Source organism: Nocardiopsis dassonvillei subsp. dassonvillei DSM 43111 (genome assembly GCF_000092985.1).
Classification (GTDB): domain Bacteria; phylum Actinomycetota; class Actinomycetes; order Streptosporangiales; family Streptosporangiaceae; genus Nocardiopsis; species Nocardiopsis dassonvillei.
Map to the genome: position 1 here is coordinate 86,831 of NC_014211.1, position 24,040 is coordinate 110,870.

The following is a 24,040-nucleotide window of genomic DNA, read 5'->3' on the forward strand; positions in this document are numbered from 1 at the left end:
CCGCGCGAACCATGTTTTCCGCCGGTGGAAGACATGGCAGGGTCGGTGGAACAGTAGGGCGACAAGGTGCGGCTGGACGGGAGCGTCAGATGGCGGAGCCAGGCAGGGAACTGAGCGCGGCCGAGGTCGAGGTGGTCGACCTGTGCCGGGAGCTCATCGAGTTCGACACCTCCAACTACGGCGACCACTCGGGACCCGGGGAGCGCAAGGCGGCCGAGTACGTGGCGGCCAAGCTCGACGAGGTCGGCGTCGAGTCGAGGATCTACGAGAAGCACCCGGGGCGCAGCAACGTCGTGGCCCGGATCACGGGGGAGGACTCCAGTCGTCCCCCGCTGCTCATCCACGGCCACCTCGACGTCGTTCCGGCGGCCCCGGAGGACTGGACCCACCACCCCTTCGCGGGCGAGGTCGCCGACGACTGCGTGTGGGGCCGCGGCGCGGTCGACATGAAGGACATGAACGCGATGGTCCTGGCGATGCTGCGCCAGCGCCTGCGCGAGGGCCGCCGTCCCCCGCGCGACATCGTGCTGGCCTTCCTCGCCGACGAGGAGGCCGGGGGCACCTGGGGCGCCCAGTACCTGGTCGACGAGCACCCCGACCTGTTCGCCGACTGCGACTCGGCGATCAGCGAGGTCGGCGGCTTCTCGTTCACGGTCAAGGAGAACCGGCGCCTCTACCTCATCGAGACCGCCGAGAAGGGCATCGCCTGGATGAAGCTGACCGCGCGCGGCACCGCCGGGCACGGTTCGATGGTCAACACCGACAACGCCGTCACCGAACTGGCGGCGGCCGTCGCCCGCCTGGGCGAGCACCGGTTCCCCGTCCAGCTCACACCGACCGTGCGGACCTTCCTGGAGGAGATCTGCGAGGAGTTCGGCATCCCCTTCGACGAAGGGGACGTGGACGCCACGGTCGCCCGCCTGGGCCCCATCGCGCGCATGATCGGCGCTACCCTGCGCAACACCCTCAACCCCACGGTCCTGGGCGGCGGCTACAAGGCCAACGTCATCCCGGGCGAGGCCACCGCCCAGGTGGACGGCCGCTTCCTGCCGGGCACCGAGGACGCGTACTTCGCCGAGATCGACCGGCTGCTGGGCCCCAAGGTCAGCCGCGAGTTCATCCACCACCTGCCCGCCGTGGAGACCTCCTTCGACGGCGGCCTGGTCAGCGCCATGTCGGAGTCGCTGCTGGCCGAGGACCCCGGCGCCAAGGCCGTCCCCTACTGCCTCTCCGGGGGGACGGACGCCAAGAGCTTCTCGCGGCTCGGGGTGCGCAACTACGGTTTCGCCCCCCTCCAGCTGCCCCCCGAGCTGGACTTCGCGGGCATGTTCCACGGGGTGGACGAGCGCGTCCCGATCGAGGGCCTCCGGTTCGGGGTCCGCGTCCTGGACCGTTTCGTCGGGTTGAGCTGACCCCGGGCGCTTTGCGCCGTCCCCTCAGCCGAACCGCGCCGAGAACTTTTTCGGCGCGGTTCGTAATCCGGCCTCCCGTCACCGAACGTGATGTTAGTGTTGCTGTGAGTTCGACGGTGCACGGCTCCCCGCCCGCTTTCGCGGGCGCGGAACGGCACCGGCGTGTGACCGTGGCGGGACCACCGCACGGGACCGTCCAGTAGCAGCGAAACGGGGGGCATCCATGGTGCTCGCGGGCAAGGAGTGGCTGGTCTCCAGTCGCGCTGCCCGCATGGCCCTGAGCCCCGCCCGGCTGCTGCTCCTGTCCGGCGTCGTCGCCGTCGCATGGCTGGCCGGGGGGATCGGTGTCGCCCACGGCGAGACCGCCCCCGAGTCCGGTGGCCTGGTCGACCGCGTGCTGGAGGTCGGCGACGGGACCGGACGCACCGGACAGGTCGCCGCGGAGGAGATCCGCAGCGCCCGCCTCTCCGACGCCACGGCCCGCGCCGCGTCGGCCACGGAGTCGCTCGCCGACACCGTGGTGCCCCAGACGGCCGCTCTTCCCGCCGAGACCCTGCACGGGACCGGCGTGACAGCGGCCCTGGAGCGGACCAGGACCGGATCCGCCGCCAACAGGGCGGTCGAGGACACCACCCGGACCGTCGACGAGACCGCGCGCGGCGCGGGCGACCTCGTCGGGGGCATCGCCCGCAGGGGCCACGACATGGTGGAGTCCACCGACCGCTCGCTGCGCGACGGCAGCCTGGTGGGCACGGTCTCCGAGGGGCTCGCCGAGTCCACCCGGGCCGTGCAGGACCGGATCGGCGGCTCCGCGGGCACCGCGACGCCGCTCGGCCTGCCCGTCCTCGGCGGCGCCGACGAACTCTCCCCGACCGCACCCGCGCCCAAGCGCTCCGCGTCCGACGAGGACGAGGGCTCCGGCGCGGAACGCGACGGGGACCGCACCGGCGGGGTGACGGCCGTCCACGCTCCCGTGGACCCGTCCGTCTGGCACCGGGTCGCCGACGAGGGCGCCGACCGGGCGCCGGGCGACGACGGCCCCGGTGAGCGCATCCGCCTCATCGCGGGCGGCGGGTACCACCAGGCCGGAGCGGACGCCACCGGCGCCGCGTCTCCGTCCTTCCCCGCGCCCGGCGCCGCCGGGTTCCTGACGGCCCGGGCCGACCACCTGGCTCCCCGGGCCCAGCGGGTCGCCCTTCCCGGTGACCCCACCCTGGTTGTCCGCGACGCCGCGGACGACCCCTCCTTCGCTCCCGACTAGCCGCGTCCTCCACGACCGCGGCCGGTCCGTGCGCTCCTCTGCGCGCAGCCGCCTCGCCGAATCCGGCGGGCGTGCCTTCTCCCCGGCTTCCCCGGAGCACGAAGCTCTCCGTCCGCGGTCCACGAGCAGCTGGCCGATCTTTCTCGTTGACCAAAGGACACGCGATGACCTACCACACGCACGCCCGTATCGCCGCACTGGTGGCCGCGGGATTCTTCACCGCCGCCGGCGCCGGAGTGGCCTACGCCGACACCACGGCCACGACCAGCGGAAACGGCTCCATCCTCGGCGGCAACCAGATCGTGGCCGACCTGGACGCCCCCGTCAACGTCTGCGGTAACTCGATCGCCGTCCTCGGCCTCGCGGGCGCCCAGTGCACCGACAGCGGGGCCGTGGTGGAGGACGACAGCTCCACCTGGACGCCCGAGAAGCCCGAGGAGCCCGAGACCCCCGACGAGTCCGAGAAGCCGGAGACCCCGGAGAAGCCCGAGAACCCCGAGAAGCCGGAGAAGCCCGGCTACGGGGGGGAGCCCGGTGACGGCGGCCACGACGGCGGCGGTCACGACGGCGGTGGCCACGACGGCGGTCACGACGACGGCTACGGCGGTGGTGACCACGGCGGCGGCGGTGGCGGTGGCGGCCACCACGGCGGCGGCGGTGGCGGCGACCACGGCGGCGGCAACGGCGGCGGTGGCGGCGGCACGCCCGAGCAGCCCGTCTCCCCGCCCGCCACGGACGAGGAGCCCCCGGCGCCCGCCCCGGAACTCGCCCGGACCGGCACCGACGGCAGCGCCCTGAGCGGTCTGTTCGCCAGCGCCGCCGCCGCGATCGCCGCGGGCGCCGGACTGCTCCTGTTCGGCAGGCGCCGCGCCCGCGCCTGACCCCGGCCTCCCGGGCCGTTCGCGGCCCGGGGGCTGACGCGAGTCCCGTAGCACCGGCCAAGGCCATGTGCGCGGGGTTCACGTCAGCCGCCGCCCTCCGGGGCGGGGCTGATGGACGGGGTGCGCGCGTTCCGCCGCAACCAGCGGAGCGGGACCGCGGCGCACTCTCCAAGCACCGGTAGCACGCACCTTCCAGGTGTGAGGCGGACCGGAGGAAACCCCGGCCTTGGCCGAAGGCCCGCACCCCACCCAGGGGCGTGGAACGGCCTGTGGCCCGAGCACACACCTTCTCATCGACATGTTTGAAAGGACCTCCCACATGCGTAAGTGGGTCAGCACATCCGCGAAGTCGGTGCTCCTGACAGCCGGTTTCGTCGCGCTGGGCAGCGGCGTGGCCTTCGCGGACAGCCAGGCCGTCACGAGCGGCAACGGCTCCCTGCTGGGCGGCAACCAGGCGGTCGTGAACGGGGACGTCCCCGTGAACGTCTCCGGCAACGCGATCGGCGCCGTCCTGGGCACCGCCGGCGCCAGCAGCACCGACACCGGCGCGGCCGTGGTCGACCACCAGCACGGCCCCGACGCGGCCACGTCGGGCAACGGCTCCGCGCTCGGCGGCAACCAGCTGGTCGTGGACGGCGAGATCCCCGTGAACGTCTCGGGCAACGCGATCGCCGCCGTGGCCGGGATCGCGGGCGCCAGCACGACCGACACGGGCGCCGCGGTGGTCGAGCACCAGCACGGCCACCGTCACCACCACCACAGCCCCGACGCCGTTACCTCCGGCAACGGCTCGCTGCTCGGCGGCAACCAGGCCGTGGTCGACCTGGACGTGCCGGTCAACGTCGCGGGCAACGCCATCAGCGCGGTCGGCGGCGTGGCCGGCGCCGCGGCCACCGACACCGGCGCCCTGGTGCACGACGGCCACGGCCACGGGCACCGCGAGCACCACTCCGCGCCCGCCGAGTACACGGCCATGGACCTGGTGCACGAGGCCGCGGAGAACGCCACCATCCTGCCGCTGCCGGACACCTCCGGCGTGAACGCGGGCGTGCTGCGCCAGTCGGCGCCCCGTGAGCACCAGTCGGCCCCGCGCGAGCACCAGTCCATCGCGACCTCGGGCAACGGCTCGCTGGTGGGCGGCAACCAGGCCGTGGTCGACCTGGACGTGCCGGTCAACGTCGCGGGCAACGCCATCGGCGCGGTCGGCGGCGTGGCGGGTGCGGCCTCCACCGACACCGGCGCCCTGGTGCTGGAGGAGGAGGAGCACGTCGCGACCTCGGGCAACGGCTCCGCGGTCGGCGGCAACCAGCTCGTCGCGGACGGCGAGGTTCCGGTCAACGTCTCCGGCAACGCCATCGCGGCGGTCGCGAGCCTGGCCGGCGCCAGCAGCACCGGCGACGGGGCCGCGGTCGTGCACCAGAGCGCGCCCGAGGCCCAGTCCAGCGCCCTGGACGCCCTGCCCCTGGTGCAGGACCTGCCCGAGGTCCCGGTCTCGGACATGCTGCCCGTCGAGTACGAGGTGAGCGAGACCACCCGTCAGGCCGTGGAGCAGCACGCTCCCGAGCACGCCGACCAGCTGCCCGCGTCCGCCCCCGTGGGTGTGGCCGACCCGGTCAACGAGCTGCTCGGCGCCGCGGGCGTGGGCCTGTAACGACAGAACAGGGGATCGCGCCCGCGTCCGTGCGGGCCCGGGGGAGTACGGCGTCCCGTTCCGTGAGGAACGCGGTGGACTGCGGGGTGCCGTATCCCACAGGGCGGCGTCGGACACGGAGCGCGATCCCGGACCGGCACAACGCGTGCCGTACGCGTCGACGGGCCACGACGACCCGCCTCCGCACTCCCGTTCCGTGAGGAACGCGGTGGACTGCGGGAGCGCGGAGGAGCTGGCCGTCAGCCCGTGACGTGAGCCGAGTCCTCCCGGGAATATCCGGGAGGACTCGCCGCATTCTGGGGAAAGCGGGCACTCGACGACCATCAAGTGTGACTGAAGTCACTCGCGGGGGTCGTTATGGGTGCTCGTCAGAGGCGGTGCTGGCCAACCGGCCCACGTTGCCGGGGCGGCTCACGTACGCTACGGACCGGTACCGGTTCGGGAAGCGCTTATTCTGCGGGTGCCGGTGGGCGTGGGCCGGGTGTCCACCCAGAGCGACGGAGCCCTCACCCGCGGAGGGGACAGCCCCTCCCGCCCACCGACGGGGGTAGCGCCTGGAGTTTCGGTTACTGTCGGTTCCCAGGAGCTTCCGACAGACCGCGGCCGGAAAGATCACGTAGGGCTAGACGTAGGGGAAGAGCGTGCCACCCACGAAGGGCAGCGCCGGCAAGAACGGCTCGAAGGACAGCGGACGACAGGGGGCGGGCACCGCCCTCGTCATCGTCGAGTCACCGGCCAAGGCGAAGACCATCGCCGGTTATCTGGGGCGCGGCTACGTCGTGGAGTCCAGCATCGGCCACATCCGCGACATGCCCAACAAGGCCGCCGAGATCCCCGCCAAGTACAAGGGGCAGGCGTGGGCCCGGCTCGGGGTGGACGTCGACGGCGACTTCGAGCCGCTCTACGTGGTCAACACCGACAAGAAGGCGCACGTCAAGAAGCTCAAGGAGCTCATGGCCGACGCCGACGAACTCCTCCTCGCGACAGATGAGGACCGCGAGGGCGAGGCGATCGCCTGGCACCTGCTGGAGGAGCTCAAGCCCCGCATCCCCGTCCGCCGCATGGTGTTCAACGAGATCACCAAGGACGCCATCCAGCGCGCGGCCCACAACACCCGCGACCTGAACACCCGCCTGGTCAACGCACAGGAGACCCGGCGCATCCTGGACCGCCTCTACGGCTACGAGGTCTCCCCCGTGCTGTGGAAGAAGGTCATGCCCAAGCTCTCGGCGGGCCGCGTGCAGTCCGTGGCCACCCGCCTGGTGGTCGAGCGCGAACGCGAGCGCATGGCGTTCACCTCCGCCGAGTACTGGGACCTCAAGGCCCTCTTCGACGCCACCGAGGCCGGTGTCGCCGAAGGCCCCGCCACCTTCCCCGCCGCCCTCGTCTCCGTGGACGGCACCCGCGTCGCCGCGGGCCGCGACTTCACCCCGCAGGGCACGCTGCGCTCGGACCGCCCCGTCCGCCAGCTGGACGAGGCCGCGGCGCGCGGCCTCGCCGAGCGGCTGTCCGGCGCCGGGTTCTCGGTCTCCTCGGTGGAGCGCAAGCCCTACCGCCGCTCGCCCTACGCGCCGTTCCGCACCACCACCCTCCAGCAGGAGGCGTCCCGCAAGCTCGGCCTGTCGGCCAAGCAGACCATGCAGGTCGCCCAGCGGCTGTACGAGAACGGCTACATCACCTACATGCGCACCGACAGCACCACGCTGTCGGACAGCGCGGTCAAGGCCGCCCGCTCCCAGGTGCGCAGCCTCTACGGCGGCGACTACCTGCCCGACAAGCCGCGCGTGTACGCCAAGAAGGTCAAGAACGCCCAGGAGGCGCACGAGGCGATCCGCCCGTCCGGCGACACCTTCCGCACGCCCGCCCAGACCGGCCTGTCCGGCCCCGAGTTCCGGCTCTACGAGCTGGTCTGGAAGCGCACCGTCGCCTCCCAGATGAAGGACGCGGTCGGCGAGTCCGTCACCGTGCGCATCGAGGGCACCTCCTCCGACGGCGAGGTCGCCGAGTTCAGCGCGACCGGCAAGGTCATCACCTTCCACGGGTTCCTCAAGGCCTACGTGGAGGGCTCCGACGACCCGGCCGCCGACCTGGACGACCGCGAGCGCCGCCTGCCCGCGATGTCGGAGGGCGACCCGCTCAAGGCCCAGAACCTGGAGGCCGAGGGGCATAGCACCCGGCCGCCCGCGCGCTACACCGAGGCCACCCTGGTCAAGGAGCTGGAGGAGCGCGAGATCGGCCGCCCCTCCACCTACGCCTCGATCATCGGCACCATCCTGGACCGCGGCTACGTGTTCAAGAAGGGCACGGCGCTGGTGCCGTCCTTCCTGGCCTTCGCCGTGGTGCAGTTGCTGGAGCGCCACTTCGGCAACCTGGTGGACTACGAGTTCACCGCGCGCCTGGAGGACGTGCTCGACGACATCGCCCGGGGGGAGGCCGAGAGCCTGCCCTGGCTGCGCCGCTTCTACTTCGGCGGCGAGGACACCGAGGGCCAGCGGGAGACCGGGCTCAAGGAGCTGGTCAACGACAACCTCTCCGACATCGACCCCAAGGAGATCAGCTCCCTGCCGCTGCCCGGCACCGACATCGTGCTGCGGGTGGGGCGCTACGGCCCCTACCTGGACCGGGACGGCGTGCGGGTGAACGTGCCCGAGGACCTGGCCCCGGACGAGTTGACCGTGGACAAGGCCGAGGAGCTGTTCGCCCAGCCCAGCGGCGACCGGGAGCTGGGCACCGACCCCGAGACCGGCCGCGTCATCGTGGCCAAGACCGGGCGGTTCGGCCCCTACGTCACCGAGGTGATCGAGGAGCCGCAGGAGGCCGAGGAGGGCAAGGCCAAGACCAGGGCCAAGGCCAAGGTCAAGCCGCGCACCAGCTCGCTGCTCAAGTCGATGAGCCTGGACACCGTCACCCTGGAGGACGCGCTGCGCCTGCTGTCGCTGCCGCGCGTGGTCGGCCAGATCGACGGCGAGGACGTCACCGCGCAGAACGGCCGGTTCGGCCCCTACATCAAGAAGGGCACCGACAGCCGCTCCCTGGAGACCGAGGAGCAGATGTTCACGGTCACACTGGAGCAGGCCGCGGCGCTGTTCGCCCAGCCCAAGCAGCGCGGGCGCCGCGCCGCCGCCCCGCCGCTGCGCGAGCTGGGGGAGGACCCGGCCTCGGGCGCCAAGATGGTGATCAAGGACGGCCGGTTCGGCCCCTACGTCACCGACGGGGAGGTCAACGCCTCCCTGCGCAAGGGCGACGAGGTGGAGTCGATCACCGACCAGCGGGCCGCCGAGCTGCTGGCCGAGCGCCGCGCCAAGGCGCCCGCCAAGAAGCCCGCGGCCAAGAAGCCCGCCGCGAAGAAGGCGCCCGCCAAGAAGACCTCCACGACGGCCAGGAAGACGGGCACGGCGGCCAAGAAGGCGTCCACCTCCACGACGGCCAGGAAGTCACCGGCCAAGGGGACCGGCGCCTCCGACCCCGCCCCGGAGGAGTAGACGCGGGCGGCGGGGAGCGGCCGGGATTCGTCTCCCGGGCCCCGGCACGCGTAGGCTCACCCGGACACCTCCCGACGGGGGTGACCGGGTGGGCGGTCTCCCGCGTGTTCACCCCGGGTGGGCGCAGCCTCACCCCTGTGCGGGAGCAGCCTTCCGTACTACGCTTGGCAGGACTCACGGGAACGCGGAAACGTGCGCGCTCCCCGGAGCCATCCAACGATTCTGAGGCGGGTCCGCGACCCGTCCTTCCCTCTCCCCCTCACCGATAATCTTGAGCGCTATGAGCAGATCTGCACCCCTGGGAGCGCCGGCCGAGGCGCGCAACGTTCTTGCGATCACACCCTTCCGAAGGCTGTGGATCTCTCTCTCCCTCTCCAGCCTGGGCGACTGGCTCAGCCTGCTGGCACTGGTGTCCCTGGCGACCGTCTTCACCGCCGACGGATCCCAGCTCGTCCAGTACCTGGCCGTCAGCGGCGTCGTGGCGATCAAGCTCGCCCCGTCGATCCTGCTCAGCCCCCTGGTCGGGTCGGTCGCCGACCGCCTCGACCGCAGGTGGACGATGGTGGTCGGCGACGTCCTGCGCGCCGTGCTGTACGTCTCCATCCCGGTCGTGGGCCTCCTCTTCCCCGGCTTCGCCCTGGAGTGGCTCCTCATCGCCACCCTCCTGGCCGAGGTCGTCGCCCTGTTCTGGACCCCGGCCAAGGACGCCACGGTCCCCAACCTGGTGCCCCGCAAGCTGCTGGGGCAGGCGAACCGGCTGAGCCTGCTCACCGCCTACGGCACCGCGCCCGTCGCGGCGCTGCTGTTCGCCGCGCTCGCCTCGGTCAGCAACGTGCTCGGCGCGTTCCTGCCCTCCATGGCCAGCCCCGAGGCCGACGTCGCCCTCTACCTCAACGGCCTCACCTTCGTCGTCGCGGCGGTCGTCGTCGCCGGGCTGCCGATCCCCAGGCACAAGCCCTCCAAGGACGCGGAGAGCGACACCCGCGACAGCGGCATCCTGCGCGCGCTGGGGACCGGTCGGCGCCACGCGGGCGGCACGCCCCGCGTGCGCGGCCTGGTTCCGGGCATGCTCTGCGTCGTGGCCGCCGGGGGCGTGGTCATCGGTGTCGGCCGCGTGCACGTCGAGGGCCTGGGCGCGGGCAACGCCGGTTTCGGCGTGGTCTTCGCCGCGGTCTTCGCGGGCATGGCCCTGGGCGTGCTCGCCGGGCCGCGCGTCCTCAAGCAGTTCAGCCGCAGCCGGCTGTTCGGTCTGAGCATCGCCCTCGCCGGGCTGGCCCTGCTGTTCGCCGGGGCCGTCGCCGACATGGTGCTCACCGCCGTGCTCACCGCGCTGCTCGGCGTGGGCGCGGGTATCGCCTGCGTGATCGGCCTGGCGGTGTTCGACCGCGAGGTGGAGGACGAGCACCGGGGTTCCGCCTTCGCCTTCCTGCACGGCGCCGCCCGCGTCACCCTGGTCGGCGCCGCCGTGCTCGCCCCGCTGGCCGCCGGGCTCATCGGCAGTTACCGGATCCCGGTCGGCCCCCTGAGCTACGACCTGCGCGGCAGCGGCCTCGTCCTCATGCTCTCCGGCCTGGCCGTCCTGGTCGTGGCGCTGGTCTGCTACCGGCGGATGAACCGCCGGGACGACCCCGAGGCCGGTCCCGGCCTGCTCCCGGAGCTGTTCGCGGCGCTGCGCGGCGTCGCGATCGCGCCGGAGGAGGACGAGGAGGCCAGGCTCGCGGGCGCGTTCATCGTCGTCGAGGGCGGCGAGGGCGCGGGCAAGTCCACCCAGGTGCGCGAGCTGACGGTGTGGCTGCGCGACCAGGGGTTCGAGGTGATCGGCACCCGCCAGCCGGGCGCGACCAAGCTCGGCATGCGCCTGCGCGGCCTGCTCCTGGACCGGGAGAACTCGCACATCACCCCGCGCGCCGAGGTGCTGCTCTACGCGGCCGACAAGGCCGACCACGTCCAGCAGGAGATCCTGCCCGCCCTGCGGCGCGGCGCGGTCGTCATCAGCGACCGCTACGTGGACTCCCTGCTGGCCTACCAGGGCTCGGGGCGCGACCTGTCCTCGGACGAGATCCGCCGGATCAGCGACTGGGCCACGCAGGGCCTGGTTCCGGACCTGACGGTGCTGCTCGACGTGCGGCCGGAGGACGGCCTGTCCCGCCTGGGCGGCCCGGCCGACCGCATCGAGGGCGAGCCTGCGGAGTTCCACGACCGGGTCCGCCGGGGCTTCCTGGAGCTGGCCAGGGCCGCGCCGGAGCGCTACCTGGTGCTCGACGCCCGCGAGCCGCAGGACAGGATCACCCGCGAGATCCAGCGCCGGGTGCGCTCCCTGCTGCCCGACCCGGTCCCGAGCAGCGCCGAGGCCGTCACCGGCATGATCCCGGTGATCAGGAACGACGAGGTCGGACAGGGCTGAGGCCGAGGCGGCCGGGCCGTCCGACACGCCGAGGGCTCCCTGCCCCGCTCGGGGGAGGGAGCCCTCGCCCGTGTCCGGGCGGGGCTCGCTCCGGAGCGGGCCGACCCGGGTCCGGCGCAGCGCCGGGGGAGAGCGGCCTGTGGACAACGGTCCGGACGTCGGCGCCGACTCCTATCCTGAAGACCGAAGCACCAGCGGTGGGAGGGAAGCATGACGGTCTTCGACGACCTCATCGGCCAGCGGTCCACGGTGGGCCAGCTCCAGCGGGCCGTCGCCGGGGCCGCCGACCTCGTCTCCGGCGGACGGGGCACGGGGATGACCCACGCCTGGCTGTTCACCGGGCCGCCCGGTTCGGGCCGCTCGGAGGCCGCCCGGGCCTTCGCGGCCGCCCTCCAGTGCCGGGACGGCGGCTGCGGGCACTGCGCCTCCTGTCACCAGACCCTCGCCGGCACCCACCCCGACGTGCTGTACGTGCGGCCCAGCGGACTGAGCTTCGGTGTGGCCGCCACCCGCGACCTCGTGTTGCGCGCAGGCTCCAAACCCTCCGGCGGCCGGTTCCGGATCGTGCTGTTCGAGGACGCCGACCGCGCCACCGAGGCCGCCTCCAACGCCCTGCTCAAGGCGGTGGAGGAGCCCTCGCCGCGCACCGTGTGGCTGCTGTGCACCCCCACCCCCGACGACCTGCTCGTCACCATCCGTTCGCGCTGCCGCATGGTCACCCTGGCCACGCCCGGCACCCGGGAGCTGGTGGACGCCCTCGTCCAGCGCGACGGGATCGACGCCGAGACCGCCCGCGCCGCGGCGGTCGCCGCCTCCGGGCGGATCGACCGGGCCCGGCAGCTGGCCACCGACCCCGAGGCGCGCAGACGCCGGGAGGAGGTGCTGTCCATCCCCGCCCGGCTCGACGGGCTCGGCGCGTGCGTCACCTCCGCCGCCCGGCTCTACGAGATCGCCGAGGAGGAGTCCAAGGCCCTCACCACGGCGCTCGACGAGAAGGAGAGGGAGGAGCTGCGGGCCGCGTTCGGCGAGGGCTCCACGGGCAAGGGCGTGGCCAAGGCGATGCGCGGCTCCGCGGGGGCGATGAAGGACCTGGAGGAGCGGCAGAAGCGCCGTGCCACCCGCATCAAGCGCGACTCCTACGACCGCGCCCTGCTCGACCTGGTCGCGTTCTACCGGGACGCGCTCACCCTCCAGCTGGGCGCGAGGGTGGAGCTGTCCACGGCCGAGCGCTCCGGCGACCTGGAACGCGTCGCCCGCTCCAGCACACCGGAGTCCACGCTGCGCAGGATCGACGCCATCATGGAGTGCCGTGAGCGCATCGCCGCGAACGTGCACCCCCAGATCGCCATGGAGGCCATGACCTCCGCCCTCCTGGCCGGATAGGCGGCCGCCCCGCGGGCGCGGCCTCCCCCCGCGGGCGGGACCGCCCTTCCCGGGCACCGTTCCGGCGGTCCCGTGGCAGGCGCGGCCCTCCGCGCGAACCCGTCGCGGGGCGGTGCGGCGGCGTCCGCACCCGGACGGCGGCCCCCGCGCCGGAGCGGGGAGGGGTACGCGACACCGCCCCGGCGGGGGAGAGGAACGCGAGTTGGACCGGTGCGGGCCGCGCCGGTCGTGGAGAATGGGGCGGCGCCGACGACACGTCGGTCGCGGTCGGACGTGACGAGAGGGCGGGACACCGTTGGCGACGAGGGTTCGGGGACCGTGGGCGGCCGTGCTCGCCGGGTCCGTGCTGCTGGCGACGGCGTGCACGGCGCAGGGCGACCAGCCGAGGGAGGGAGGCGTCGCGCCCGGGCTCTCCGGGGACCTGGCGGCCTTCGCCGACCAGGAACTGGCCTGGGGCGAGTGCGAGAGCGGAGCGCCCGGCACCGAGTGCGCCACCTACGAGGTGCCCCTCGACTACGGGGACCCGGACGGCGAGCGCATCGAGATCGCGGTCAAGCGCTTCCCCTCTGAGGGAGGCGACGTCCTGGGCTCCCTGCTCGTCAACCCCGGCGGGCCCGGCGGCTCCGGGTACGACTTCGTGGACCACGCCCCCTACACGGTCAGCGACGCGGTGCGCGAGAGGTTCGACGTGGTCGGGTTCGACCCGCGCGGTGTCGGTCGCAGCTCACCGCTGACCTGCCTGGACGCCGAGGGCATCGACGAGTTCCTCGGCGGGGTGGACAGCGTCGAGGGCGACGGCGACATGTCCGAGGTCTCCGCGGCCGAGCTGGCCGAGCTGGAGGAGGACAGCCGCGGCTTCGTCGAGGCCTGCCAGGCCAACCACCCCGAGCTGATGCGGCACGTGGGCACCGCGGACGTGGCCCGCGACATGGATCTGCTGCGCGCCCTGCTCGGCGACGAGAAGCTCACCTACCTGGGCGCCTCCTACGGCACCAGCATCGGCGCCCACTACGCCGAGCAGTTCCCCGACCGCGTCCGCGCGCTGGTGCTCGACGGCGCAGTGGACCCCAGCCAGGGGCAGCTCGACCTCAGCGTGCAGCAGGCGACCGGGTTCGAGACCGCCCTGCGGGCCTTCGTGGAGGACTGCCTGAGCCGGTCGGACTGCCCGCTCGGCGCCCCCGGCGACAGCGTGGACGACGGCATCGGGGCGCTGACCGCCTTCCTAGCCGACACCGCCGAGAACCCCCTGTCCAACAGCATGGACGACCGCGAGGTCAACCGCGCCCGCGCCGAACTGGGCGTGCTCGCCGCGCTCTACACCGAGGACTGGTGGCCGCGCGTGCGCGAGGCCCTCACCGCCGGTACGGAGGGCGACGGCACCCTTCTGCTCCAGCTCGCCGACGACCTCTACAGCCGGAGCGACACGGACGCCTACGTCAACTCCACGGCCGCGCTCATCGCGGTGAACTGCTCCGACTCGCCCAGCCCGCGCGACGTGGAGGCCTACACCGAGGCCGCGGCCCGGGCCGGTGAGGAGTCACCGATCTTCGGCCCCAGCCTGGCGTGGGGCGCCCTGCCCTGCGCGTACTGGCCGGAGGAGGCGGTCGACCCGCCCGTGGAGCTGGACGGGGACGGAGCCGCGCCCGTCATGGTGCTGGGCACCACCCGGGACTCGGCCACCCCGTACGCGTGGTCCGAGGCGCTCGCGGAGCAGCTCGACTCGGGTTTCCTGGTGACCCGCGACGGCGACGGACACACCGGTTACCGGATGGGCGACCAGTGCGTCGACGCGATGGTGGACGCCTACCTGGTCGACCTCACCGTGCCCGAGGACGGCATGGCCTGCGCCTGAGGCCGGCGGCCGGGTGAGCAGGCCGCCGTGTCCCCGGCACTCCGCCGAGGGGCTAGAATGGTGACCGCATCGCCGCGTGGAACACGCGGCGGCGCGCCGCCTTAGCTCAGTCGGCAGAGCGATTCACTCGTAATGAATAGGTCGTCGGTTCGATTCCGACAGGCGGCTCCAGCCGAAACGCCACCCCGGTCCGGGGTGGCGTTTCGCGTTGGTGACCAATTGGGTGACCAATGCCTACTCGGCGAAGAGGTCCCCCATGATGTGGGCTCCCTCGGTGATCACCGGCCGCAGCTCCTCGCGGTGGACGAGCTCGGTCGCGGCCGTGCCGCTGTGCCCGACCAACCGCGCGATGTCCAAGTGGACGCCGTTGGCGGACATGGGCGGCACGAAGCCGTGTCACAGCTCCCGGGGCGTCCACGACCCTTCGACCCCGACGGCCCGCGGGGGCCCGAGGCGCCTCGCGGACCGTACCGCCGTCCGGCCCGGGCCCCGCGCCGCCCTCAGGCGCGCTGCCGGTTCTGGAACCAGCCCCACACGGCGGTGGCCACGAACAGGACGGCGCCGATGACGGCGAGCCAGAGCAGGCCCTTGATGACCATGCCCAGGATGGCGAGGATGAGCCATATCGCCAGCAGCACCAGGATGAAGTAGACCATGTCGTCCCCCAAGATCGCGTCTCTTCGGGGCCTACCCGCTTCCGCGCCCGACCGCACACGCCGGGAGCGCACGGGCCCCGCGCGGCGCACCGGCACCGCCGTGGACCGGCCCGTCAGGGCCAGGTGCCGTCCACCACGGTTCCGTGGCCGGGTTTGCTGCGGTCCATCCACTCCTGGCGGTTGCGGGCGAAGGCCAGGGACCAGTCGACCTGGCGCTGGTGCAGCTCGGCCAGGCTGACGGCGGCGAGTTCGGGGTGCCTGGCGCCGATCTCCTCGGCCAGGGCCAGCGCAGCCGAGGCGTCGGCGGCCGCGGTGTGGGCGTCGGTCAGCTCCACGCCGTAGTACTCGCACATGGCGCCCAGGTTGCGCTTGCCCCTGCGGTAGGGCTCCACGCCCCGGTCGATCACCAGCGGGTCCACCACGGGCGCCAGCGGGCCGCTCAGGCGTTCCGCGAGGGGGGTCAGCCCGTGCCGCCGCATCTCCCCGGAGAGCACCCGGAGGTCGTAGGGGGCGTTGAAGACCACCAGCCCCTGCCCCGAGGAGAGCTGGTCGGCCAGTGCCTGGCCGATCTCCTCCAGGCACTCCCCGGCGGGGCGGCCCTCGGCCCGTGCCCGCTCGGTGCTGATGCCGTGGACGGCGACGGCGTCCGCGGGGATCTCGCGGGGGCCCGGGTCCACCAGCCAGGTGCGGGCCTTGCCCTCGCGGTCCACCAGCGCGGCCGAGACGAGGAAGGCGGTGTCGGGGTCGCGGGAGGAGGTCTCGGTGTCGAACCCCAGCAGGGGAGTGGTGTGCCAGCCGGGGTGGCCGCCCCGGACGGGAGGGGTGGGGCGCGGCTCGTGCTCCGCGCAGTAGGTGCGCCACCGGCCGCCCTCCTTGACGACGACACCCTCACCGGCGCCGACGGAGGACTGGCAGTCGGTGCATGTCCCGGGATAGCGGTTGCGCATGGGATCCTCTCGGTCGGACGGTCGACACCGCCGTGAACAGCGGCGATTCGTGGACATCGTAGAACGGCGGGGGGACAGTCCGCCGGGAGAGCGTGCCGCGCGCACCGCGGCGGGAGACGCCTGGGGCCCTTGATGTGCAAGTGCCGACTTCTGGGGAAGGAAGAGGGACATGAGTCTGGAAGAGGCATCACGTCAACTCGAAGCAGCCATTCACGACGCCCGCGTCTCCTTCGACTGCATCCTCCTGGAGGAGCTGGACCGGGCGCACACGAACGCCATCACCGCGCGTGCCGCCGTGGACGCCGCGGAGCAGGCCATCCGGGTGGAGATGGAGAGACGCGAGTCCGCCGAGGGCGGGACGCCCGGATCCTCCGGGACCGTGGACTGACCCCTGGCCGCATCGAACAGGTTTTCGAACAGCGGGTATGATCGGAGGCATGCCCGATCAGTCGCTGACGCCGGACTGGCCCGCGAGCGTCCACCCGCCCGGGGCGGACTCCTTCGAACAAACGGCCCTGGTGTGGCTGTTCGACCACGTGCCCGCCGACTACCGGCTGCACGGCGTCCTGAGGCGCCATCCGGTCGCCCTGTCCCGGCTGGCCCACCAGTACGTCTCCTCGGCGCTGGAGGCCGCCCGGGAGGGCTACCGGACCGCCCGGGTCGACCTGCGCGACCACATGCCGCCCCACGCCCTCGACCAGGTCATGAACGCCTACCTCGCGGAGGGACAGCGCATGGCCGCCGTCCTCAGGTCGGTCGAGGCGGTCGACGCCGCCCTGCGCGCGGCCGCGACCGAACGGGGCGGCGATGAGTGAGTTCGCGTGTCCGTGCGCCCGTTCAGGCGGTCACCCGGACCACCACGGCCACCTCGTCGCCGGTGTTGACGAGGTGGTGGCGGCCACCGCTGCCCTCGGCGGAGCCCACCACCCGGGCCCGGCCGGCGGACAGCTCCGACGCCGAGCGCATCTGCCCGTCCGAGGCGGAGGCGATCAGGTGCGCGCGCCCGCTGACCAGGTACAGCACCTCCATGCCGTGCTGTCGGGACGGGTGCGGGGCGGGTCCGGACACGAAACTGTTGGGTTCGAGGGCCACCGCGGTCACGCGGAGCCTGCCGCCCGCCTGGCGCCGGGCCGCGCGGGGGACGAGCTGCCAGCGCCCCCGCCGGGACGGCCGCAGCGTGGGCCCGCCCAGGGAGGCGGCGGCGCCCCGGGCGGCGGTCACCAGGCGGCCGAGGGTCGGCATGCGGCGCTCGCCCAGGTGGGCGTAGCCGGAGCGGCGTCCGGCGTCCACCACGTCGCCGATCCCCTCCAGGGAGACGGGCGCGCTCCTCGGGGACGGCGCGGACGACGGGGCCGGTGCGGCGGCGGCCGGTGCAGCGGCGGCCGGTGCGGTGGCGTTGTGGGGAGCGGGGAGTACGGCAGTGCCGGAGAGAGTGCGCTGGGGCATCGTGAGAGGATCCTTCACGTGTGCGCGCCCCGGGAACGGGAGCGCGCGGATGTCGTCTGGAAGCCCCGGTGCGCCGGGGCGGCAGGGGGAGCGGCCCCGCGGATTCACGCGGAGACGGAGATCACCCTGCGGGGAGGTGCCCAGCGCCCGGCGTCCACGATGGACTTGGGGGCGCGGAGGGGCACGCGGTCGGTCGGCGGCGTACGAGGACGCCTCGGCTGCGACTCAGCGACGACAACACGGACACGCCGCACGGGCCAGGCGGCAGGAGGCCCCGGGGGCCGTACGAGCCATGGCGTCGGTGCGCGTGCGCGGATACATGGGTGTAAGGAGACCAGCAAAGGCCGGGAGGAGTCAAGCGACGGTGCGGTGGCCCCGCGTGTCGCCCCCCTCACCCCGGCGTTCGCGGGGCGTGTTGCGGGCGGCGCTCCGTGGTGGTGACATGTGGAACCCGAGTACGGTGTGCGGCCACCGCCGGAAAGGGCTCCATCCCCCAGCCGTAGTGACAGGAGCGGCCGTTATGGCATCCGTCCCCGGAAGGCGCAGTTGAGCACCGAGGCGCCGGGACTGTGGGCGCGCGTCCTGGTGCGCGCGCTCGTCGTCGCGGCGGCCTGGGTGATGGCGCTCGGCTTCCTCGGACCGGGGGAGGCCCTGCTCGTCGCCGTCCTGACCGCGCTCACCTTCGTGCTGCTGTGGCTGCGCTCCCGAGCCGGTGGGCCCGCCCCGCCGCCACCGGATTCGACAAAGCGGTGAGCACCGTGCCGCGCGCGGCGTAGATTCTTGGTCTATGACGGACCGGGATCTTCTCCACGCCCTGCGCTCCGGCCGTACTCCGCCGGAGGACGCCTACGCCAGGCTTCTCGACGCGTACGGAGCGGAGCTGTACCGGCGCTGCATCCTGGTCCTGCGCGACCGCGACGCCGCGCACGTGGTGCTCAGGGACACGCTGATCGTCGCCCGCGCGCACATCGGGCGCCTCGCCGACGCCGATCGGCTGGGGGAGTGGCTGCACGCGCTCGCCGAGGCCGAGTGCGCCCGCCACCGGGCCAACGGCCCGCAGGCCGGCGCCCCGGCCGAGCTGGGGCTGCCGGAGAACACCGCGCTGGTCCCGACGCGCGTGCTCAACGGCATGGTCGGTCCCGAACTCGACGGCTACCGCACGCACGTGGCCGTGCGCGCCGACCGCTTCGACCGCGAGGGCTTCCCCAAACCGCCGAGCGGTCCGCTCCTGACCCGCGGCCTGGCCTCCCTGCTGCCCGTCGCCCTGGCGCTGCTGTTCGCCCTGCTGCTGATCGTGCTGGCGGGGTACGTGCTCACCAAGGACTCCGCGCACGAGCCCCTGCCCGGCCCCGGGGCGGTCGCCTCGCACGGTCAGCGCTGAGGCCGCCCGGACACGGCGCGGCCCGGCGGGGAGTCCTCCGCCGGGCCGTCGCTGCGACGCCGTGACACGTGTGTTCGGGAGCCGACTAGCTCTCCTTGACCTCGGAGATGTGCGAGGCGTCGCCGTGCACGCCGGCCTCCTCGGCGCGCTTGACCGAGGCCACGATCTCCTGCTCGGCCTCGTGGCGGCCGACCCAGGTGGCGCCCTCCACGGACTTGCCGGGCTCCAGGTCCTTGTAGACCGTGAAGAAGTGCTCGATCTCCAGGCGCTCGAACTCGTTCACGTGGTGAATGTCACGCAGGTGCTCCTGGCGCGGGTCCGTCGCGGGGACGCAGAGCAGCTTGTCGTCGCCCCCCGCCTCGTCGCGCATGCGGAACATGCCGATGGCGCGGGCCCGGATCAGGCAGCCCGGGAACGTCGGGGCCTTGAGCAGGACGAGGGCGTCCAGGGGGTCGCCGTCCTCGCCGAGGGTCCCCTCGACGAACCCGTAGTCGGCGGGGTAGGTCGTGGAGGTGAACAGCATGCGGTCGAGACGGATACGACCGGTCTCGTGGTCCACCTCGTACTTGTTGCGCTCCCCCTTGGGGATCTCGATCGTAACGTCGAATTCCATGCTGATCTCGGCTCCCAATGCGACTAATGTCGCCGTATAACTACAACGTCAGGCCGCTACACCGAAGGAAGGGCAGGTGCCCCCGAGTGCGACGGGTACGAGGCGAGGCGCTCCTCGCGCTGGCCCTGCTCAACATATTCGTGCTGATTGCCGGGTTTGTCGCCCTCGACGTGATCGGGGCGCGGCCCCTTCCCGCGGCGCCCAACCCGGTCACGGACGCCGAGGGCGTGGCGGCGGCGCAACCCGCGGCCTCGACTCCGGCGGACCCGGAACGGATCGCGGACATCCTCGATGATCCCATGTCGGATTCCGGGATCGAGGAGGGCCTCTCCGGTTTCGTCGTGGACGCCGCCACCGGTGAGACGCTCTTCGAGCTGGACCCGGACGCCCCCGTGACCCCGGCCTCGACCACGAAAATCGCCACGGCCGTCGCCGTACTGGACGCAGTCGGACCCGACCACGTGCTGAGCACCGAGGCCTACCTGGTTCCCGGACAGGACCGCGTGGTGCTGCGCGGAGAGGGCGACGTCACCCTGACCACGACCGCCGACTCCGCAGCTTACCCGCAGGTAGCGACCCTGAAGGAGCTGGCCGAGCGCACGGCGCGGGCCCTTGGCGCGGAGGGCGTCGACACGGTCTCCCTCGGCTACGACGACTCGCTGTTCACCGGTCTGGACAGCGGCCCCGGCTGGAAGCCCAACTACGTCACCGAGGGCAGCACCGCCACGGTGCACGCGCTGATGATCGACTCCGGGAGGTTCTCCCCCGAGGCCAGCGGCTACGGGTCGCGCGTGCCGGACCCGCCCCTGTTCGCCGCCGAGGCCTTCGCCGAACAACTGGAGGAGGCGGGGATCACGGTCGAGGGCTCGCCCACCGAGGAGCGGGCCTCCGGAGAGCCCGTCGCCAGCGTCGACTCGCCCCCGATGTCGGCGCTGGTCGAGCACATGATGCTGGCCAGCGACAACAACATGGCCGAGGCGCTGGGGCGGGTCACCGCGATCGCCCTGGACGGGGAGCCCTCCTTCGACGGCGCCGCGGCGGCCACCCACCAGGTGATGGAGGGCCTGGGCGTGCAGGGCGTGCGGCTGTCGGACAACAGCGGCCTGAGCACCGAGAACAGGATCACACCGCGGGCCCTGGTGGAGCTGCTGCGGTTGGCCGCGAGCGACGACCGCCCCGACCTCAACGCCGCCATCACCGGGCTGCCCACGGCCAACTCCACGGGCACCCTGGCCAGCGGGGGCCGCTACTCGGCCTACTCCGCGGCGCACGAGGGCGCGGGGCTGGTGCGCGGCAAGACCGGCACCCTGAACGGGGTGAGCACCCTGGCCGGGACCGTCCACGACCAGGAGGGCAACCTGTTCCTGTTCGCCTTCATGGCCAACCACCCCCAGGCAGTGGGCTCCCGCCTGGACCCCCTGGCCTCCGCGCTCAGCCAGTGCGGCTGCTCCTGACCGGTCACCACGCGTACGCCCCCGGCCGCGCGACCCGGCGGCGCGGAACCCGTCGGTGACACCGGAGGAATCGGGGAAATCGGTCGTCCTCAGGGTCATCCCGGGCGGTACCCGGAATTCCCACCCTGATCCCCGTGCCGTCCCGCGCCTCGTGGGTAGGCTGGCGGTGTGACTGTGATCGACTGGGACGTAGCCGTGAACACCGGTGTCCGCCTCGTGCGCCCGGGCCCGCAGGTGGACCTGTCCGACGCGCGGCAGGCCGTCGCGCAGTTGCGGGAACTCTCCACCGTGGCGGCCGGGCACGTGCGCGAATTCACCGGAATGAACCCCCTCGAACCAGCGGGCCCCGCGGTCATCGTGGACCGCCCCGGCTGGATCCGAGCCAACGTCGACGGGTTCCGAGTGGTCATCGAACCCGTACTCGAACAGATGGGCGCCGACCGGCTCAACAACAGCCCGGCCGGGAGCCTGACCAGCGCGGTCGGCTCCCGGATCACCGGGGTGCAGCTCGGAGCGGTGCTCTCCTACCTGGCGGGGAAGGTCCTCGGCCAGTACGAACTCTTCCTGCCGCCGGACCCCGACGGCACCCTGCCGACCGGCCGTCTGACGCTGGTGGCGCCCAACATCGTCAACGCCGAACGCGAGATGGACGTCGACCCCCGGGACTTCCGCCTGTGGGTGTGCCTGCACGAGGAGACCCACCGCATGCAGTTCACGGCCACGCCGTGGCTGCGCGGCCACGTCCAGGGGCTCATGCAGGAGCTGCTCCTGTCGTCGGAGATGGACGCGGGCGACCTCATCGGCAGGCTGCGCGCCGCGGGCGAGGCCGTCGCCGACGCCGTCCGGGGCGGGGGCGAGAGCAACCTCATCACCGCCATCCAGAGCCCCGAGCAGAGCGAGATCATGGACCGGGTCACCGCGGTCATGAGCCTCGCCGAGGGCCACGGCGACTTCGTCATGGACGCCGTCGGCCCCGAGGTGGTGCCCAGCGTCGCCACCATCCGCGCCCGCTTCCAGAAGCGCCGCGAGTCCGCCAACCCGATCGACCGGATCATGCGCCAGCTGCTGGGCATGGACATGAAGATGCGCCAGTACGAGGAGGGCGCCGCCTTCGTCCGCGCCGTGGTGGCCGAGGTCGGCATGACCGAGTTCAACCGGGTGTGGACCTCGCCCGAGACCCTGCCCACCCTGGCGGAGATCCGCAACCCCACCGCCTGGGTCGACCGGGTCGTGCGCCCGGCCGCCGTCAACGAGTGAGCGGTCCGCACCCCGCCGTCGCCGCCGTGCGCTCGGCGGTCCGGCGGGTGCTGCGCGACCTGCCCGACGACACCACGGCTCTCGTGGCGTGCAGCGGCGGCGCCGACTCCCTGGCGCTGGCGGGCGCGGTGGCCTTCGAGGCCCCCCGCGTCGGCCGGACCGCGGGGGCGGTCACCGTCGACCACGGGCTCCAGGAGGGCTCGGACCGGCGCGCCGAGGACGTGGCCAAGGTCCTGGCCGGGCTCGGGCTCGACCCCGTCCTGGTCCGGACCGTGCGGGTGACCGGACCGGGCGGGCCCGAGGCGTCGGCCCGGCGCGCCCGCTACGAGGCACTGGACGGCGCGGTCGCCGAGCGCGCCCCCGCCGTGGTGCTGCTCGGCCACACGCTCGACGACCAGGCCGAGACGGTCCTGCTCGGCCTGGCCCGCGGCTCCGGGGCCCGTTCGCTGGCGGGCATGGCGCCGCGCGTCGGCCACCGCCTGCGCCCCCTGCTGGACCTGGACCGGGCCACCGTGCGCGAGGCATGCGCCCGGATGGGTCTGGACGCGTGGGAGGACCCGCACAACCTCGACCCCCGCTTCGCCCGGTCGCGGGTGCGCCACGAGGCGCTGCCCGCCCTGGAGCGCGCGCTGGGCCCGGGGATCGCCGCCGCGCTCGCCCGCACCGCGGGCATGCTGCGCGCGGACGCCGACACCCTGGACCTGCTCTCCGACGGACTGTTCGAGGAGGCGTCCGGCCCGGGCGAGGGGGACGGGCGGGACGCGCGCCCGGTCGGGCCCGTGCTGGCGGTGGCACCGCTGGAGCGGGCCCCCGAGTCCCTGCGCACCCGGGTGCTGCGCCGCGCCGCGCTCGCCGCGGGCTGTCCGGCCAGCGCGCTGACCGCCCGGCACGTGCGCGAACTGGACCGGCTGGTCACCGAGTGGCGTGGTCAGGCCCACATCGACCTGCCCGGGGGCGTCCGGGGCCGCCGTGTCGCGGGCCGTGTCCGTTTCGAGCGCTGAGGCCCGGCCGCGCCCGGCGTGTCCGCCCCCGGGACGCGCCGCCGCGGGGGAGGGCGGGCCGGTCCGGCTCCGCCGCCGCGTTCGGCACGTTTATCCTGGTTGCCGCAAACGGGGAACCCAGCAGCGAGGACATCAGCGTGGACGCCAAAGACATGGGTCGGGACCTGGAGAAGGTCCTGGTCACCGAGGAAGAGATCAAGGCCCGCCTGGAGGAGGTCGGCGCGCGCATCGACGCCGACTACGCGGGCAAGGACCTGCTCATCGTCGGTGTGCTCAAGGGCGCGGTGATGGTGATGGCCGACCTCGCCCGGGTACTGCACACCCCGGTCTCCATGGACTGGATGGCGGTCTCCTCCTACGGGGCCGGGACCACCTCCTCCGGGGTGGTCCGCATCCTCAAGGACCTGGAGACCGACATCAAGGACCGCGACGTCCTCATCGTCGAGGACGTCATCGACTCCGGTCTGACCCTGTCGTGGCTGATCGGCAACCTGAAGTCGCGCGGGCCCCGCTCGGTGGAGGTCTGCACGATGATCCGCAAGCCGCTGGCCTTCGACGTGGACCTGCACGTGGAGTACGTCGGCTTCGACCTGCCCAACGAGTTCATCGTCGGCTACGGCCTCGACTACGCCGAGAAGTACCGCAACCTGCCCTTCATCGGCACCCTCGCCCCGCACGTCTACGAGAGCTAGGAGGGCGGGCCCGACCCGCCGCGGAGGCGCCGTCCGGACTCCGTACGGGCTCGCACCGACCCGTACGGAGGCTGTGGGGAGCGCCACGGGAACAACGCGGTGGGGTGTCGTCGTTGCTTTCATGACGGTTCCCGTCCGGTCGTCCGTGCGGGCGTGCCCGCCCTCGGGGGCGAGGTGTACCGTCGAATATCCCGGCGACGTTCCGGGGAACCACGTGTCCGATAGGTCCTGCTTCGGAAACTCCTCTGGGGCGGGGCGGCCTGGTCA

General features: G+C 73.2%; 21 protein-coding genes and 1 tRNA gene. 17 read left to right on the plus strand and 5 right to left on the minus strand.

Annotation, left to right across the window (positions count from 1 at the left end):
* The first annotated feature begins 89 nt into the window (after positions 1 to 89).
* The 9 genes from NDAS_RS24455 to NDAS_RS24495 all read left to right on the plus strand — a co-directional run bounded on the left by NDAS_RS24455 (position 90) and on the right by NDAS_RS24495 (position 14,497).
* Positions 90 to 1,412 (plus strand): M20/M25/M40 family metallo-hydrolase, encoded by a 1,323-nt coding sequence (locus tag NDAS_RS24455; RefSeq protein ID WP_013155938.1) that lies wholly within the window; start codon positions 90 to 92, stop codon positions 1,410 to 1,412.
* 223 nt (positions 1,413 to 1,635) lie between these two features.
* The gene (locus NDAS_RS24460) at positions 1,636 to 2,673 is read left to right on the plus strand and encodes a hypothetical protein (protein WP_013155939.1); all 1,038 of its coding nucleotides are present in this window, start codon (positions 1,636 to 1,638) and stop codon (positions 2,671 to 2,673) included.
* 164 nt (positions 2,674 to 2,837) lie between these two features.
* Positions 2,838 to 3,554 (plus strand): chaplin, encoded by a 717-nt coding sequence (locus tag NDAS_RS24465; protein ID WP_013155940.1) that lies wholly within the window; start codon positions 2,838 to 2,840, stop codon positions 3,552 to 3,554.
* Positions 3,555 to 3,873: 319 nt separating this feature from the next.
* Positions 3,874 to 5,205, plus strand: a complete 1,332-nt coding sequence (locus tag NDAS_RS24470) for a hypothetical protein (RefSeq protein ID WP_013155941.1) — start codon at positions 3,874 to 3,876, stop codon at positions 5,203 to 5,205.
* 641 nt (positions 5,206 to 5,846) lie between these two features.
* Positions 5,847 to 8,687, plus strand: a complete 2,841-nt coding sequence (topA, locus tag NDAS_RS24475) for a type I DNA topoisomerase (protein WP_013155942.1) — start codon at positions 5,847 to 5,849, stop codon at positions 8,685 to 8,687.
* Positions 8,688 to 8,967: 280 nt separating this feature from the next.
* Complete coding sequence (tmk, locus tag NDAS_RS24480) at positions 8,968 to 11,091, plus strand: dTMP kinase (RefSeq protein ID WP_013155943.1); 2,124 nt, start codon at positions 8,968 to 8,970, stop codon at positions 11,089 to 11,091.
* A gap of 210 nt (positions 11,092 to 11,301) precedes the next feature.
* Positions 11,302 to 12,474 (plus strand): DNA polymerase III subunit delta', encoded by a 1,173-nt coding sequence (locus NDAS_RS24485; RefSeq protein WP_013155944.1) that lies wholly within the window; start codon positions 11,302 to 11,304, stop codon positions 12,472 to 12,474.
* A 328-nt stretch (positions 12,475 to 12,802) separates the two neighbouring features.
* Positions 12,803 to 14,326 carry an alpha/beta hydrolase gene (locus NDAS_RS24490; protein WP_013155945.1) on the plus strand — a complete coding sequence of 508 codons (1,524 nt, stop codon included), beginning with the start codon at positions 12,803 to 12,805 and terminating at the stop codon, positions 14,324 to 14,326.
* Between the two features lie 95 nt (positions 14,327 to 14,421).
* Positions 14,422 to 14,497: transfer RNA gene (locus NDAS_RS24495), tRNA-Thr, on the plus strand.
* Positions 14,498 to 14,560: 63 nt separating this feature from the next.
* Here the strand turns inward: NDAS_RS24495 and NDAS_RS28745 are convergent.
* From NDAS_RS28745 to NDAS_RS24510, 3 genes are all read right to left on the minus strand, one after another.
* Positions 14,561 to 14,704 (minus strand): hypothetical protein, encoded by a 144-nt coding sequence (locus NDAS_RS28745; RefSeq protein ID WP_013155946.1) that lies wholly within the window; start codon positions 14,702 to 14,704, stop codon positions 14,561 to 14,563.
* 122 nt (positions 14,705 to 14,826) lie between these two features.
* The gene (locus NDAS_RS28750; protein ID WP_156095244.1) at positions 14,827 to 14,994 is read right to left on the minus strand and encodes a hypothetical protein; all 168 of its coding nucleotides are present in this window, start codon (positions 14,992 to 14,994) and stop codon (positions 14,827 to 14,829) included.
* Positions 14,995 to 15,095: 101 nt separating this feature from the next.
* A complete protein-coding gene (locus NDAS_RS24510) occupies positions 15,096 to 15,929 on the minus strand; it encodes an exonuclease domain-containing protein (RefSeq protein WP_013155948.1) in 834 nt (277 codons plus the stop codon).
* 169 nt (positions 15,930 to 16,098) lie between these two features.
* Between NDAS_RS24510 and NDAS_RS24515 the strand changes: the two genes are divergently transcribed.
* Together NDAS_RS24515 and NDAS_RS24520 are read left to right on the plus strand one after the other, a co-directional pair.
* Positions 16,099 to 16,317 carry a hypothetical protein gene (locus NDAS_RS24515; protein ID WP_013155949.1) on the plus strand — a complete coding sequence of 73 codons (219 nt, stop codon included), beginning with the start codon at positions 16,099 to 16,101 and terminating at the stop codon, positions 16,315 to 16,317.
* 37 nt (positions 16,318 to 16,354) lie between these two features.
* Complete coding sequence (locus NDAS_RS24520; RefSeq protein ID WP_013155950.1) at positions 16,355 to 16,744, plus strand: hypothetical protein; 390 nt, start codon at positions 16,355 to 16,357, stop codon at positions 16,742 to 16,744.
* Positions 16,745 to 16,766: 22 nt separating this feature from the next.
* On the opposite strand, the gene NDAS_RS24525 is transcribed toward NDAS_RS24520, so the two are convergent.
* Positions 16,767 to 17,375: a cupin domain-containing protein gene (locus NDAS_RS24525; protein ID WP_013155951.1), complete on the minus strand. Its 609-nt coding sequence runs from the start codon at positions 17,373 to 17,375 to the stop codon at positions 16,767 to 16,769.
* A gap of 546 nt (positions 17,376 to 17,921) precedes the next feature.
* On the opposite strand from NDAS_RS24525, the gene NDAS_RS24530 reads away from it, so the two are divergent.
* Both NDAS_RS24530 and NDAS_RS24535 read left to right on the plus strand, forming a co-directional pair.
* Positions 17,922 to 18,128, plus strand: a complete 207-nt coding sequence (locus NDAS_RS24530; protein ID WP_013155952.1) for a hypothetical protein — start codon at positions 17,922 to 17,924, stop codon at positions 18,126 to 18,128.
* Positions 18,129 to 18,162: 34 nt separating this feature from the next.
* Positions 18,163 to 18,756 carry an RNA polymerase sigma factor gene (locus NDAS_RS24535; protein ID WP_013155953.1) on the plus strand — a complete coding sequence of 198 codons (594 nt, stop codon included), beginning with the start codon at positions 18,163 to 18,165 and terminating at the stop codon, positions 18,754 to 18,756.
* 85 nt (positions 18,757 to 18,841) lie between these two features.
* Here the strand turns inward: NDAS_RS24535 and NDAS_RS24540 are convergent, their stop codons facing one another.
* Positions 18,842 to 19,369, minus strand: a complete 528-nt coding sequence (locus NDAS_RS24540; RefSeq protein ID WP_013155954.1) for an inorganic diphosphatase — start codon at positions 19,367 to 19,369, stop codon at positions 18,842 to 18,844.
* A gap of 86 nt (positions 19,370 to 19,455) precedes the next feature.
* Between NDAS_RS24540 and dacB the strand changes: the two genes are divergently transcribed.
* The 4 genes from dacB (at position 19,456) to hpt (ending at position 23,773) form a co-directional block, all read left to right on the plus strand.
* The gene (dacB, locus tag NDAS_RS24545) at positions 19,456 to 20,823 is read left to right on the plus strand and encodes a D-alanyl-D-alanine carboxypeptidase/D-alanyl-D-alanine endopeptidase (protein ID WP_013155955.1); all 1,368 of its coding nucleotides are present in this window, start codon (positions 19,456 to 19,458) and stop codon (positions 20,821 to 20,823) included.
* 174 nt (positions 20,824 to 20,997) lie between these two features.
* Positions 20,998 to 22,080 carry a zinc-dependent metalloprotease gene (locus NDAS_RS24550; RefSeq protein ID WP_019610467.1) on the plus strand — a complete coding sequence of 361 codons (1,083 nt, stop codon included), beginning with the start codon at positions 20,998 to 21,000 and terminating at the stop codon, positions 22,078 to 22,080.
* Positions 22,077 to 23,081 carry a tRNA lysidine(34) synthetase TilS gene (tilS, locus tag NDAS_RS24555; RefSeq protein ID WP_013155957.1) on the plus strand — a complete coding sequence of 335 codons (1,005 nt, stop codon included), beginning with the start codon at positions 22,077 to 22,079 and terminating at the stop codon, positions 23,079 to 23,081. The genes NDAS_RS24550 and tilS overlap by 4 nt, the downstream gene beginning before the upstream one ends.
* A gap of 137 nt (positions 23,082 to 23,218) precedes the next feature.
* Positions 23,219 to 23,773, plus strand: a complete 555-nt coding sequence (gene hpt, locus NDAS_RS24560) for a hypoxanthine phosphoribosyltransferase (RefSeq protein ID WP_197724863.1) — start codon at positions 23,219 to 23,221, stop codon at positions 23,771 to 23,773.
* The last annotated feature ends 267 nt before the right edge of the window (positions 23,774 to 24,040 follow it).